The 15028-nt window shown below is 41.8% G+C and carries 8 protein-coding genes and 2 pseudogenes; 2 read left to right on the top strand and 8 right to left on the bottom strand.

What is annotated here, in order from left to right:
- Positions 1–968: 968 nt before the first annotated feature.
- On the top strand, positions 969–2654 hold the full coding sequence (locus BT_RS03805) for a hybrid sensor histidine kinase/response regulator transcription factor (protein WP_008765624.1): 1686 nt from the start codon (positions 969–971) through the stop codon (positions 2652–2654).
- A gap of 115 nt (positions 2655–2769) precedes the next feature.
- Here the strand turns inward: BT_RS03805 and BT_RS24530 are convergent.
- Positions 2770–2982 (bottom strand): annotated as a pseudogene (locus BT_RS24530) (AAA family ATPase); the annotation flags it as partial.
- A gap of 211 nt (positions 2983–3193) precedes the next feature.
- Here BT_RS24530 and BT_RS03795 point away from each other — a divergent pair.
- Positions 3194–3409: pseudogene (locus BT_RS03795) on the top strand (hypothetical protein); the annotation flags it as partial.
- A gap of 132 nt (positions 3410–3541) precedes the next feature.
- Here the strand turns inward: BT_RS03795 and BT_RS03790 are convergent.
- The 7 genes from BT_RS03790 to BT_RS03760 form a co-directional block, all read right to left on the bottom strand.
- Complete coding sequence (locus BT_RS03790) at positions 3542–4114, bottom strand: GNAT family N-acetyltransferase (RefSeq protein ID WP_008765622.1); 573 nt, start codon at positions 4112–4114, stop codon at positions 3542–3544.
- 223 nt (positions 4115–4337) lie between these two features.
- Positions 4338–6386 (bottom strand): beta-glucuronidase LacZ4, encoded by a 2049-nt coding sequence (locus BT_RS03785; protein WP_011107432.1) that lies wholly within the window; start codon positions 6384–6386, stop codon positions 4338–4340.
- Position 6387: 1 nt separating this feature from the next.
- Complete coding sequence (locus tag BT_RS03780) at positions 6388–7836, bottom strand: sulfatase (RefSeq protein WP_161800184.1); 1449 nt, start codon at positions 7834–7836, stop codon at positions 6388–6390.
- 73 nt (positions 7837–7909) lie between these two features.
- On the bottom strand, positions 7910–9715 hold the full coding sequence (locus BT_RS03775) for a RagB/SusD family nutrient uptake outer membrane protein (RefSeq protein WP_011107430.1): 1806 nt from the start codon (positions 9713–9715) through the stop codon (positions 7910–7912).
- Between the two features lie 29 nt (positions 9716–9744).
- Entirely contained in the window at positions 9745–13131 is a 3387-nt protein-coding gene (locus BT_RS03770) for a TonB-dependent receptor (protein WP_162303190.1), read from the bottom strand.
- A gap of 125 nt (positions 13132–13256) precedes the next feature.
- On the bottom strand, positions 13257–14282 hold the full coding sequence (locus BT_RS03765) for a FecR domain-containing protein (protein ID WP_008761426.1): 1026 nt from the start codon (positions 14280–14282) through the stop codon (positions 13257–13259).
- A gap of 76 nt (positions 14283–14358) precedes the next feature.
- Positions 14359–14946 carry an RNA polymerase sigma-70 factor gene (locus BT_RS03760; RefSeq protein WP_008761425.1) on the bottom strand — a complete coding sequence of 196 codons (588 nt, stop codon included), beginning with the start codon at positions 14944–14946 and terminating at the stop codon, positions 14359–14361.
- Positions 14947–15028 lie beyond the last annotated feature (82 nt).

Below are 15028 nucleotides of genomic sequence, written 5' to 3'. Positions count from 1 at the left end.
ATTTATTTGTTATTGAGTTGATTGGGCAAAATTACTAAAAAAAAGATGGAAGATGAAATTCATAGGTCGGTTTATACTTTAAATCTTCTCATCCACCTATATCCGCCACAGATCACAACTACTCCATCTTCTTAGGGAATGAAAGGATAAGATAAAATCGTGCGCAGATGAATTGGAATAAAGTTTTTTAAACAAAGACATCTGCTTAAAACAAAAAAGGGACAAGAAAAAAAAGTAGAAAACTAAAATAACCAACTTGCATACTATTAGTGTATATTCATCACCTTTTAATACATATAAGTACATTATTATATCACATATTTATATTTTTATTTTAAAACACAAATTCATCATTCTATCTTACATCTATAAATTCCAAAATTTCATTTACAATATACTTTGTGTTAACCTAAGGCAATTATACAACTTTCAGTTAATTAATAAACAAAATAAATAATTTTACAACAATCTACCAAATAAAGCAAACAAAATGATTGTTTTCATGTTATTACAAGTTACATTTACTTCGTAAATACAATTTCCTGCTTTATCAGAAGGGAACAAATGTATTTTATTTGATATTAATTCATGATTGAGCACAAACAAACAGCTATTGAGACATCATGGTCCGATAGCATACATAATATAAGATCGCCTCCTCCCCTGATTATTCACCTGAGGCTAGTTTATTATGCCTAATACAAATAAATGAAAATAATTATTGTTACTTGGGGGACTTTGCTTTTTTATTGATAGTTCAAGACATTTAGAAATTGAATTTTCAATAAACATAACTCATGATCAATATTGACCTCCCAAAAAACAAACAAATTTGAGATCATATTATTTGAGTTTATAGATGTGCACAATTATGAAATCATAGTTGGCATATAATCTACTATGTCTTTTGAATTAGAAAGAAAAAGCAAACTCTTTAGGAGTGACGTCATTTAAAATATAACAACATGATGTATTTAAAGACAATATCTATTGCTGCATCTTTCTTAATAGCAACAATATTTGAGAATCAATCATACTTAGTTTTATTGTTGATTGTAATAAGTTTCTATCTCTACTGGCATTTATTTCATTATCTTTCCATACAAAAAGAAAGAAATTTCCTCAAAGAAGAGAACCAGTATTTTATAGATTCTTTCCAAAGTATTCGAAATCCAATTACCTTAGTCCATGTTCCTTTACGAACGATCTGTAGTGACACCTGTCCCGAGAATATGAAGAATGATTTATTACTAGCTATTCGGAATATAGAATGCTTAAATGAGAATCTGGACAGATTGTCCGGATTGAAATATTTGCATAATCATCCCGAAGCCATGGACATTACCGAACATGAATTAGGAAGCTATGTAAGAAGCAGAATTCAATCCCTACAAGGCTATGCAACGAATAAACACATAAAACTAATCATCAATACAAACTTCACCTATGCCAGTGTATGGTTTGACAAAAGCAAAGTCTCACCAATTATCGATAAATTCATAACTAATGCAATCGACTGTTCCAAACCAAAAACAAACATTACATTACTGATTTCTATCAGTCAGGAACATTGGGAAATAAGTGTACCCGATTCAGGAGATGGTAAACTGACAAAGCTTTATAATCAAAATAAACATCGGTTGATGAGACAGACAACAGAATTTGAATGCGATTTTGCAAAAAGCATATTATATAAGAAACTAACGAATTTGTGTAATGGAAAAATCATAGTAAACAGTACATATCATACTGTCACATTAAAGTTTCCAGTAAAATGCTCTTGTAAAAACCAATTAAATCATTCGGCATTGAGTATCACCAATCATACTGAGATTGAAAAGATAGATCGTTTGCTTTCAAAGGCTCCCTGTAAAAGAAGTTCTCACAAGCCGACAGTCGTACTTGCCGACAGTAATGATGATTTCCGATCCTATCTGACAAGTTGTTTAACGGAAGAGTTTACTATTAAAAGTTTTAGAGATGGCATCGAAGCGATGGCTTACATAAAAAATGAATATCCTGATTTAGTGATTTGTGATACAGAACTTCAAAACATGGATGGTGTCGAACTCTCATCAAGATTGAAAACATCTTGCGAAACATCAATCATACCTATCATACTTTATAGTTCGCATATAGATATTAACCAGCACAATAGAAGAAAGACTTCTTTAGCCGATACATTCTTGCAACAGCCCTTTAGTGTAACAGATTTAAAGCTTGAAATGTCAATCCTTATCAAAAACACTCGTTTTCTTCGAAAATCATTCTTACAACGATTATTTGGAGAAGAGTTTTTGGAGACAAAAGCGTCAGAAATATTGCAGGATGGTAAACACCCTTTGATAAGTAAAGTTACTAAAATCATTCTGGAAAATCTGAATAATGAAAAACTAACCATAGACTCCATTGCCAAAGAGCTTGGAATTAGCCGGACAAGTCTTTACAACAAGTGGACGCAATTAACAGGCGAAGCACTTAACAAATTCATTCTCAAAATCCGAATGGAAAAAGCGCATGAAATGTTAAAGAGTGGAAAATATCGCGTAAACGAAGTCCCAGAGAAAATCGGAATGAAAGATATGGATAACTTCCGCGAAAAATATAAGAAGTATTTCGGAAAGACACCAGTTGATACTATTAAAAACGTTTGAAGTATTTATATTGAAAAGCAGTTTTAAATAAAACAACCTGAGACCGATAGAAGAATTGTTGACGCAATCAACCAAACTTCTTTTTATCGGGCTCAGGTACCTTTCCGACACGCTATTCCTGAACGAATTTGCCTATATAGAAATTCTCATCTTCATTGACCGGTGTGTAATAAGGAACCCAAAAATTAAGGAAACCATAACGAACCTCTTCATTAGGGAAAGCCAAACGATAAAGTTGAAATTCTTTGTCATAGTCCTTGATAATCAGCTAACCTCTCTGATAAATCAATGGAAGCGGATTGTTGGCATCCACCCGATATTCTATAAATAAAATTACCCAAAGCCTGCAACAGAGGTTTATCGTATTCATCCACCAATACCACTACTCCGCAACCAGACTGCTCATTGGCACAACGAATAATATAGCTGAATCGTTCCTCCGGACTACGATCTTTTTTCTCATCTCCATATATAACTTTCGATTTTAATATAGTTCATCAATCAATGCTTATTGCATATCTCTTCATCCACCTATATCCGCCGCATTAACCATAGAAAAGGAAATCGAAGTGGAAATGAGAGCGGAACTCTATGAATTTCTGCTGGAGAATAAATTCAAAAACGGAATCATGTTCAAACGCTCAATAGAGCTTTTTGTGGAACATTATAATATGGAAGGTACAGTGAAGGAAGATAGCCTGATGAGGGCTTTTAAGAGGTGGAGGAAGGCGATGAAAGATAATAGAAAATACTAATACATCTAAAAAAGGGGGCTGTCCGATTTTGGACAGCCCCACACAAAAATAAGTCTTATATTTAGGCTGCACTAATAAAGCTACCTAAATCTTTATATATTTCCTCTATTTTAACAAACGACTATCAGGGAACTATCTGTCCGATTCATCATCTCTCCAATGTTCAGGTTTGTTCAACTCATCCGAACACCTGATCTTTCCTTTATCCACATCAAATCCCTTCGGACTGATTGCCTGAACCATCCAATAATCCGAGAACTGTTCCAGTATCGGGTAAGGAGCAGGATAACCCAGCCTGGCTGCATCCGGTATAAAACCATATTCTGGATAATATTCTTTATGCCCCAATACAAACACAAGGCACGAACCTTTTTCCTGTAACCTCTCTATGCCTGCCCGTATCAGCATTCCGCCTATACCCTGCCGTTGATATTCCGGCTTGACAGCTAAAGGTGCAAGAATGTGCATCATCTGTAGTGCTCCCTGACCATCAAAATAGGCTCTGGTGAAGAGAATGTGTCCGACAGCCTCACCTTTGTAGAAAGCGAGCAACGAAACCATTGGTTCTGCGGTTTTGTCAGCCAGCAGGTCGGCTACCAACTGTGCTTCTTTGTCATAGCCAAACGCTTGTTTTTCAACAGTCATTATGCTGTCGAAATCATCTGTATTGGTCTCTCTAATTTGTATATTAATTGAATTTATCATTTCATTGTTTTTTTGAGCATGTATATCTTGCAGATAGTTATTATCCGCCTTATAGACATGCGATTATACTTATTATATAGAATATGAAAATAACTCTGACAAGAATATGCCAGAGTATGAATTAAGGGATAACCTTGACAGACTGCCAAAGGTTATTTACTTCACGGACTCCTTCTTAGCTTTACACATAGACCGCAAAGGTAATGCTTTCTATTGCATTATGCTATAGTTTGCAGCGAAAACTATCCATCAATTTTACTTTTTTATTGATAGAAACTACTTTTATTTCATTCTCTCCCGGCTGCAACTCCACATTTTTCCATTCCAAAATAGCATACTGATCCGGCATTGCCTTACCATAGCTTTTTCCATTGACAAACAGTTCCGCCCCGGGCTGATTAGTGAATGCAGTAATCGTTTGCAGACGTCGGGAACGTACGGTGTTACGTTTTCCGGCCAGATAAAGCACAGGTTCTTCCTTGTTCCAGTTAGCCTTATAAAAGTAGAACGCGTCTTTACGTACTTTCCGGTCAAAGGTAACCAGCCCCTTATCATTAATTCCCGGACGATCACCTTCCGTACGGTGAGCCGCACCGAAATCAAACATATTCCATACAAAGCTACCCCATATATAAGGACGGGCAGAAATCGCTTTCCAGTTCTCTATATGATAATAGGTCTGCCAGTTCTCCGGATGCCACCAACTGTTTGGCACGGATTTTACCAACGAATCCTGCTGATGATAAATGCTGGCACCGGCACCATACTCACTAATGGCAATACGAATTTCCGGATGATCTCTATGCATACCGTCCAGCCAGCGTCCTAAATCGGCCGGGGTGCCTCCATACCATCCGTCGTACCGATTCCATGCAATGGCATCCGTTATGAAATTCAAGTCACCCATTTGATTACTTGCCGAAGTGGTAGGGCGGGTAGTATCTTCCTGATGCGCCAGCTCATTTAATTCCTTGATATATTCCACCGGATTATCACCGAATTCAAGCAGTTCATTGAACAGCCCCCATACACAGATGGAAGGATGATTAAAATGTTGGCGGATCAGCTCCTTCAGCTGTTCTTTCCCATTAGCACGGAAAGAAGGCAGATTAACAAATCCTTTATCATCATATCCTCCGGGACCGATAAAAGGTATTTCTGCCCAGACAATAATCCCATTCTTATCCATCAGATCATAGAAATAGGTAGCTTGCGGATAATGTGCCAGCCGAACCGCATTCACTCCCATTTCCAGCATCAGGGCTGCATCTTCTTCATGATGCTGAGGACGTAAAGCATTACCCACCTCACTCCTGTCCTGATGCCGGCAAACACCGTGAAGAGGCAGATGCTTACCATTCAAAAAGAATCCCTTATCCGGATCAATCCGATAATAACGAAATCCTAAAGGCTGCGTCACACAATCTACCAGCTGCCCTCCTCTCGACAGAGAAACCTCCGCCTGATAAAGAAACGGGTCCTGACGGCCATTCCACAGATGAGGATTATTTATCTCAAATGTAAGTTCCTGCTGCAAAGCTGCATTCCCGGCAAGAGTAAGTGTCTGTTTCTGTTGCGCCACCACTTTCTGACCATCCAGCAAACGGATACCCAGTTCTACTTCCTGACCGGCATTATTGCCATTTGCCAAATCAACGACCGCCCTTATTTTCGCATATTGATGACTGACACTATCCTGTATCAGACGAACTCCCGGAGAAGCATAATTCAAAGGAGAAATACATGCCTCATCAGTGATCAGCAGATGCACATCCCTGTAAATACCGCCATAAAAATTAAAGTCACCCACCAAAGGCATCACGTCCAGTTGTTCTCCATTATTCACCCGCACTAATATAGAGTTCTCTTTTCCATAATTCACCTCTCCGGTTATTTCAAAGACAAAAGCTCCGTATCCTCCACGATGTTCACCGATATGACGGCGATTGATAAATACATCTGCTATACTGTTCGCCCCTTCGAAACGAAGGAAAAGACGCTTGCCTTGCCATTCGGGACGAATGAACAGTTTCTTTTCATAATTACCGATTCCCCGTTTATAGTCGATCTTTCCGGACAAAGCATCCTGTGTATTCCAGGTATGGGGCAGATCTACTCTTATTTCCGACCCTTTCTGCACCTGATGCGAGAATCGGAACTTCCAGTTGTCGTTTAATAAAATATCCTGCCGCTGAGCAAATAGCGGCATACTGCAAAACAGAAATAAAGCAACTGCCATCAAACGGCAGCATGACATAATTGGTGTTCTCATATTATTTTTTTAATGATGATTTCTTCACTTTGATAAAAGAAGAGAGTGATTCAACTTTACTCTTATATTTTTTCTCATTGACTCTATTTTTGTTTTCTTCTTTATCTATCCGATGATCGAACAGCATACTTGCTTTCTTCACGTCACCTTTCATCCATTCGGCATAACTAAAACGTTGATCAACCGCATTGTCTCCCCCTTCCCACTGAATATAGACTTCATCCTTCGTCTTAGCCTTCAGATTGCTGAAAACTTTTGCAAAGCTCTGTCCATCCAACTGTTCTGCTGGTTGTGGTATCTGGCATAACTCGCACAAAGTAGGATACAAATCTACAAACTCAACCATCGACCGGGTCTTTCCTTTTTTCATTCCGGGCACACGGATAATCAACGGCACATGAGTAGAACGGTCCATCAGATTATGTTTACCCACAAAATCATGTTCGCCCAGATTCCAGCCATGATCTCCTAGCAGTACCACAATCGTATTCTCCGCCAGACCTAACTCATCCAGAGCATCCAGCACTTTTCCGATTTGTGCATCCACGTAGCTCAGGCAAGCATAATATCCATGCTTCACTTCCCGCTGAAAATCGGCATCCCCCGTATCAGTCACCCGTGCATAAGCATATATCTCACTCGAATTACGGACTTGTTCCGGCAAGCCTTCCGGTCTGAAACGGTTGGAAGCCAAAGGTATCTCTTCCCGCTTATACAAATCCCAATATTTCTTCGGAGCATTAAACGGCAAATGAGGTTTCCAAAATCCGCAAGCCAGGAAAAACGGCTTGTTCATTTCTTTCATACGCCGCAGGTCACGAATGGCACGTTCCGCCAATTTTCCGTCATCGTATGCCGTATCCGGAACATCCGCTGACTCGCAAAACGGTCCGCGCATAGTCTTGGGATTGATCGTCTTGCCCGATTCTGAGTTCATCCAAAGTTCCCATTTATTATATTCCGCCCAATAGACATCGTATCCATCCGGATGATTCCGGTAGGGAGGTTCGCTCCACGATGCGGCATGATCGCTCATGTGGTGAAAAACTTTGCCATCCGAAACTGTATGATAACCATTCTTTGTGAACCATCCGGAAAGAGGTATAGCCTCCGGACAATCCTTGCTGGCATAAGCCGAGAAATTCACAAAACGATCGGGATAGTGAGGATATACGCCTGTCAGAAGGCTGGCACGGGAAGCGCCACTCACCGGAACATTGCAATAAGCGTTCTGAAACAAGACTCCGCTCGATGCCAGACGATCCATATTCGGAGTCTTGACCGCCTCCACTCCGTAACAACCCAGTTCGGGACGCATATCGTCAGCCATCAGAAAAAGAACATTCATTCTGGAAACATCGGAGACATTGTGCTGCGCCTGCACAGCAGAGGCCATACAGCAAGCTGTCCCGCAAAGAAGGGTATATTTTACCGAAATAGCGTTCTTCATTTTATAGTTTAAATTTTCAAGACCTGCAATATACAAAATATTACAGGTCTTGCCTCTGTTTTTACTCAAAAAATTATTTAGTCCATACCGGATTCTGTTCCAGATTCGTATTCAGTGCCAGTTGCTTCAGAGGCAGCGGATACAGGTAATAATGTTCCTGCCATCCGAGCGGAGCGTCAAAGAAGTAAACATACCCTTCGTCATTACTCGGTCCGCCGGTTACTTTCAGATTTTTAGCCGAAGCTCCCGTCACATATACTCCCAACGGGCGTTTATTGACATAGTCTCCTTTTTTCCATCTGCGAAGGTCATCCAGACGGAATCCTTCCCCCATCAGTTCCACACGTCTCTCCCTGCGTACCTCCCACAGAAGAGCAGGAACGGAAGGATCACGGGTCGTATCAAAATCATCTGTAATGTCTTCGACCGTCATTTTCGCTACATGTCCGCGTGCACGAAGTTTATTAATGGATTTATCGGCAGCCGTCTGATCAAACTTACCTAATTCGCACATGGCTTCGGCATAATTCACCATTACCTCTCCTACACGGAACAAAGGCGCATCTGTCGTATTCACTCCGTTGGCATTGGTAGCTACGGTATGCGTATTATAGTACTTCCATACCCAGAATCCCATTTGAGAAGCATTCCAGCCCTGTCCCCAGTTCTGATTCTTGAAGTGCGGCTGCCCCTGCACCGTGAATCCTTTGAAGTTGGAAGACGGCAAACGATGATAAGTCTCACCGGAGATTGTAGCAAGAAGATCTATAAACTCTCTGTCCTGCGCATGATCCGTATATTTCCAGTCGGCCGTGCTCGGACCATTTTCTTTCTTTACCATATAGGGAGGACATATCGTCAGATACAACCGGTAATCACGGTCGCGGAACTGTCCATAAATCTCCTTATCACCGCCATACCGACTGGTGGTAGTACTTACCGGACGACCATCCGTACACAGATAACTGTCTACCGCATCCTTTGTCGCCTCAATATAAGATTCACCGGTACGCACCATACGTGTCAGACCATGCATCAACTGACCGGTTTCATAGGCTTTATACAAGATAATGCCCGTTACCCCATCCAAAGATTCCGAATTGAAAAGCTCGTCATACCGTGGATGCACATTCGGATAAACCTTCAAGACTTCTTCCGACGCACGTACACATTCTTTCAAGTAAGTCTCGGCATCAGACAATCCATGATATTTCCGCCAAGTACCCTCGAACAAAGCAAAACGGGAAATAAGTGCCTGCACCACAGATATACCAATGGTGTTTTTGCCATCGTCCGCACCGATATGTGTCTCCGCATATTTCAGGTTGGACAGGATATTCGAAGCCACCAGATCGCGACTATCCCGTTTGCCGTACAGTTCCGGACTGTCTTCTTTCAACGCATTCTCCACCCAAGGGATATCTCCAAAGCGGGAAAGCATCTGAAAGTATTTATATGAACGGAAGAAATAGCCGACACTGCGCCAGTGCTCCTTCTCCGTATCATTCATCTGCGAACCATCGATATTGTCCAGCATCAGATTTACCCGGCGGATATAGTCGTAATCCCATTCCTTGACTTCATCTGTTGCCTTCGCCTTCTGGTATGCCCACTGCCCTTCATATCCGGACAAACCTTTGATCATATTGTCCGACTCAAAATCTCCGCGGAATATTTCGTCCGTCTGCCCCGTATCATACGTATATCCGAAGAATACATTATATAATCCCCATGCATACGTTTTGAAGTTATCATAGGTAGTAAAGACTGTCGCTTCCGTCTGTTGTCCTTTCGGATAAACTTCCAGAAAAGAGTCATTCAAACAAGACGACATCAGCAAACAGAGACTAATGCCCGTACCCAGTATATATTTCTTCATAACAATTACTCTTTTAAATAGTGAAACAATCAGAATGAAAGGTTGATACCAAACGAATACTGCCGCATATACGGATAGGTAAAACCGCGTTGTCCCAAGTCATCCGTTACCGAACGTTCCGGATCGAGTCCTTTCGGCAAATGATCGAATGTATAAAGATTCTCACCGCTAAAGAAGACAGCCAGATTATTGACACCGATCTTAGTCATCCACTTGGACGGGAAATTATAAGATAAGGTGATGTTCCGGATACTCAGGTAGGAACCATCCTGCAGATAACGGGTCTGAATACGTGTATTGGCAGCTGTATTTCCGGCAGCTTTCTCATACAGACGGGGGAAATAGCTGTCTGTGCGCTCCGGCGTCCAGTAATTCAGTTGTGTGTCATATACCGTCGTCCATGCGTCATAGTGCGGATAGAACAAGTCATTCATAATCCACAAATCACGTTTGCCTACTCCCTGCAACAGGAAAGATAAAGAGACCCCCTTCCAGTTTGCACCACCGTGGATGCCATACTGATAACGACGGGTACTATTACCGATGATCTTACGGTCGCCCGGATCTTTCGTCGTACTTGTACCTCCGTTGATAATATCGTTGTCATCCAGATCTTTATACAGGATATCACCCGGATTCGGATTGTAGCCTTCCACTTTTGGAATGCCTGCTTTCAGCTTGCCATCGGCATCAAAATCATCAACAGTATACAGGCGGTCGGTAACATACCCCCAGATTTCACCCAGTTCCATACCTACACGGTAAGTATCTTTATCGTTCTTATCCTTGCCGAAGAGACCTGTCTCGTTATTATACTTGGTAATCTTGGTTTTAGCATCATAAAGGTTGAAGCCCAGATTGTATTTCACTTTTCCGATCTGATCATTCCAGTCTACAGTGATCTCCCATCCTTTGGAACGAAGATCGGCAGTATTCTGCAAAGGAGCACTTGCACCCAGCACAGCCGGTAATTCCGCTCCCGGAGCGAGCATACCTTTCGTATCACGACGATACCAGTCGAATACAAGATTCAGCCTGTTGTTCAATAAACCCAGATCAAAACCGACATCGACAGTCGTCACTTTTTCCCAGGTAAAACTGTTACTGACCAATGCAGCTGGTTTAAGGGTAGTTACCTTGATACCCGAAACGGTCCAGTAAGCCTGCTCGGCATCCATACCCGGAATATAAGCGTATGGAGTGATACTCTGATTGCCGATATTACCCCACGAAGCACGCAATTTTAAGTTAGACAATACGGATGTCAACGGTTTCATAAACGCTTCTTCGCTCACACGCCATCCGGCAGAGACAGAAGGAAAGAAACCGAAGCGACTGTCTTTCGGAAATTTGGAAGAGCCGTCATAGCGTCCGTTCGTTTCAATCAGATATTTGCCGGCAAAGGAGTAGTTGATACGATAGAATAATCCTCTTACTGTATAGCGTTCGAATTTATCTTTAGCGAAATAATCTCCTGTAGCCTGCGATATAGAAGGAAGGTCTTCGTTAATCATGTTCATACGCGACATTTCCGCATAGCGATAGTCACTGCTCTCCTGATTGAAACCTCCCATCACGGTGACTTCATGCTTGCCCCATGTGTTATTGTAGTTTCCGTAGAAGTTCAAGGCATTATAATCGGTAATGCCGTTGGAGTTTTCATACTTAGAGTTTGCCGTCGAAGTCTCTTTCACAAAGTTACCTCCGTGGGCATAATAGAACTTCTTTTCAAACTTGGTCTTTTCATTACTCAGATGGTTGTATGTATATTCACCCACCAGTTTGACGTTCTTCAAAGGAGTAATCGTCACCTTTCCGAAGATACGGATATTGTTTTTCTGGATAGTCGTCGGATAAGCAAGATTAATCAGATTCCGGGGAGTATTGATCGGTAGTTCTTCTCCGTCGATATTCATTGTTCCGATAGGGAAATAAGACGGGAAGGCAACGGCTGCTCCCCAGATTCCATATCCTCCCGAAGTCTCCGGCAATTCTGATTTCGAGTTCGTGTATTTGATATCCAGTTCCGGAGTAATCCATGAGAATACGTCCGAACGGATATAAGAAGACACATTGTAACGTTTATACGCATCCTTGTCCGAGGCCAGCACTCCATTCTCATCGACCATACCGAAAGAGAAACGATAAGATATATCTTTCGTGCCGCCACCTACAGAAAGATTGTGCGTCTGCTGGAAACCGGTCTCCATCATATCATCAAACAGATTGGTTTCTGCCAGACTATAGCGCAATCCGTCCACCATTGCATACCCATCGGGATAAGCCGAAGGATTGGCATTGTATTCTTTCAATAAATCCAGCCACGTATCCACATTCTGTCCACTCTGATAGTTGATGGTTCCCATGTCTTTATAAGCCTGCACCGTCTGAAGCGGTGTTGCCTTACGAGGCATATTGGCAGGTCTGCTAAATGAGAAATTGTTAGAATAATTAATAGAAAGCCTGGTTGAATCCGATCCTTTCTTTGTCGTAATCAGAATGACGCCAAATGCGGCACGTGCCCCGTAGATAGCCGAAGAAGCAGCATCTTTCAAGACCGTTACTGATTCAATATCATTCGGATCGAGCATATTGATATCCATTTCTACGTTATCCACCAGAACCAACGGTTTGCCATTCTTATCCAGACTGTTGACACCACGGATATTGAAACTCATTTCCTCTCCCGGCCTACCGGAGTTACCCGTAATCTGCAAACCGGGCATCGCACCTTTCAAGGCATCGCTGACCGACACTACCGGACGGTCTCCCAATACTTCATCCATCTTCACACTGCTTACCGCACCGGTCAGATTCGCTTTCTTCTGTACACCGTAGCCTACTACCACCACTTCGTCAATCAGACGGCTGTCTTCTTTCAGAGCAATGTGCAAAGGAGTCTGATTTTTGACAACGACTTCCTGCGTAGCATATCCGATATAAGACACGGATAATCGTGCATTCGGAGTCACCGACAGAGAAAAGTTTCCATCCATATCCGTAATCGTACCTTCCGTAGAATTCAGCACTTTCACATTGGCACCAATCACTCCTTCACCCGAAGGATCGGTCACTTTGCCTTTCAGGACAAACGCTTTTCCCTGTTCCTTTTCAGGCACTGCGGCATGGAATATGACCACCCGGTTTCCGTTCACTTCATAACTGATCCCCGTACCAGTCAGCAGTTGGGCCATCACGTCATTAATTGTACCCTTGTCCACGTTCACAGAGACTTTCTTATTCAGGTCAATGTCGTTATTGCGAATCAGAAAAGAATAATTTCCCTGCTTCCTGACTACTTCAATGGCTTCTTTCAAAGTAACGTTATCTGCTTTGACACTGAACTTCTTGTTTTGTTCCTGTGCTGAAAGTTGAAAACCTGTCAGGACATTACTTAGGGACAAAAGCAGAAACATCAATAATGTTTTTCTTATTATCAATCTCATTTTTATCACTATTAAAGGTTAACATATAGTTATTTATCGTAGCTGCGGACTGCCGGTATATCTATCGGCTGTGTCCATTTTCTTTCTCCTTCCTTTTATCTTACCCCCTTTCTTTTATCGGTAATAAAGATGGTGTCACCACTGACTTTCCACGTGTATTGTTTCTCAACGTTGATTTCGTGTAATATATCATAAATATTCTGATTGCTGTCGAAAGAACCGGAGAAGTGTTCGGCCTTCAGACGTTCGCTTTCTATGCTGATCTTCACCTGGAATTTACGTTCCAGACGATGGGCAATATCAGCGAATGAAGCATTCTCGAAGGTCAACCCGCCATCCAGCCAATCGCAGGCTTTACTTGCATTGGTCTTCAGCTTTTCCATTCGTCCGGTGTTCTTGTTATACAGTGCCTGCTCATTCGGGAATAATTTCATCACAGAATTAGCAGACGCCGATAAATTCACCCTGCCTTCCAGCAGAGACACCATCACATAATTATCGTCATCATAAGCACGGACATTGAATACCGTGCCGACTACCTGCACCTGCACATCGTTCGTCTTCACGAAGAAGGGAACCTCTGCATTTTTCGCAACTTTAAAGTATCCTTCGCCATCCAACGTCACATTACGTTCGCGGATACCAAACCCACGGTGATAGCGCAATACAGAACCTGCATTCAGAGAAACCTCCGTCCCGTCAGGAAGAACGATATTCGTTCTTGATCCGGCAGGAACCTTGATTTCGTAAGGAGAATCGGCGTTGGTATATACTTCCGTCAGATTTTCCGTATACGTATACCAGAAATAGTTGCAGCCGATCAGCAGAATAACGGCGGCAGCCACTTTCAGCCAGACAGGTATCAGTTTCCGGACAGGCTTCGAAGAGGCAGGAGCAGTCATTCTCTCCTTTATCCGCACTAAATTGGAGTTTTCTATTTCTGCAAACGACGGTACGGAAGAAAGTGCCCATACGGCAGACATTTCCCGGAAAGTCCGGGCAGCTGCTTCATTGGAAGCCAGAAAGGCAAGCAACGTTTCTTTTTCTTCATCGGTACTATTGCCCGACAAATAATTACTAATCTGTAATTCCAGTTCTTCTTTATCGTAATATTCTATCATAAACCGTTCTTTTTCTATGGTGTATATAACTAGATACGCAATAAAAAAAGAAACGTTTAAAAGAAAACCGTTTTTTTTAAAGAAACATCAAAATAGCTATCATATAGGGAGTACCAAGGGATTCGCGCAATTTAGTCAGCGCAATTTTCATCTGCACCCTGACGGTGGCGACATTAATATTCTGCTCTTCCGCAATTTCGCTGTACGATTTGCCTTCATACAGGCTCGCCTTAAAAACAGCACGGCATTTGGCAGGGAGTTCCTCTACTTTCCGCAGAATGATCTCGTTCATTTCACTGCTTTCCAATGCCTGCAATGGATTGTCGGAAGAAAGAATATGATTTTCTAGAAAAGCCCATATTTCCTCCATCTGTTCGGTCATTATGCGCTCATTAAAAGCGGAAGACCGCAAATAACTGATACTTGCATTCTGTATAGCCCGACGAAGATACGGAAGGGCAGGATAAGTGATATGGTGGCGATTCTGCCAGAAAGAGACGAAGACATCATTGACTATTTCACCGGCGACTCTCTTGTCATGTACATAGTAAACAGCTATCGCACACAGGTATAAATAGTACGTATGATAAATTTTATCAAATGCTTTGGTGCTACCGTGATTCAGTTGTTCGATTAGTTTTTCAGAGACTTCTGGTAAATTCATTCGTTCTTTTTCTTTAAGGGACGGGTGCAAATATAGCGATTAATTCAGAAACTCAAAATTCCGGTTATTAAAACCGGAACTT

Origin of the sequence: Bacteroides thetaiotaomicron VPI-5482 (genome assembly GCF_000011065.1) — a bacterium.
Lineage (GTDB): Bacteria > Bacteroidota > Bacteroidia > Bacteroidales > Bacteroidaceae > Bacteroides > Bacteroides thetaiotaomicron.
Note: the sequence above shows the minus strand (reverse complement) of the source record. Positions and strands in the feature narration are given on the sequence as shown.

Excerpts from the sequence above, each read along its gene's own strand:
- BT_RS03805 (WP_008765624.1), top strand. The coding sequence starts at position 969 with ATGTATTTAAAGACAATATCTATTGCTGCATCTTTCTTAATAGCAACA.
- BT_RS03790 (WP_008765622.1), bottom strand. The coding sequence starts at position 4,114 with ATGATAAATTCAATTAATATACAAATTAGAGAGACCAATACAGATGAT.
- BT_RS03785 (WP_011107432.1), bottom strand. The coding sequence starts at position 6,386 with ATGAGAACACCAATTATGTCATGCTGCCGTTTGATGGCAGTTGCTTTA.
- BT_RS03780 (WP_161800184.1), bottom strand. The coding sequence starts at position 7,836 with ATGAAGAACGCTATTTCGGTAAAATATACCCTTCTTTGCGGGACAGCT.
- BT_RS03775 (WP_011107430.1), bottom strand. The coding sequence starts at position 9,715 with ATGAAGAAATATATACTGGGTACGGGCATTAGTCTCTGTTTGCTGATG.
- BT_RS03770 (WP_162303190.1), bottom strand. The coding sequence starts at position 13,131 with ATGTTTCTGCTTTTGTCCCTAAGTAATGTCCTGACAGGTTTTCAACTT.
- BT_RS03765 (WP_008761426.1), bottom strand. The coding sequence starts at position 14,282 with ATGATAGAATATTACGATAAAGAAGAACTGGAATTACAGATTAGTAAT.
- BT_RS03760 (WP_008761425.1), bottom strand. The coding sequence starts at position 14,946 with ATGAATTTACCAGAAGTCTCTGAAAAACTAATCGAACAACTGAATCAC.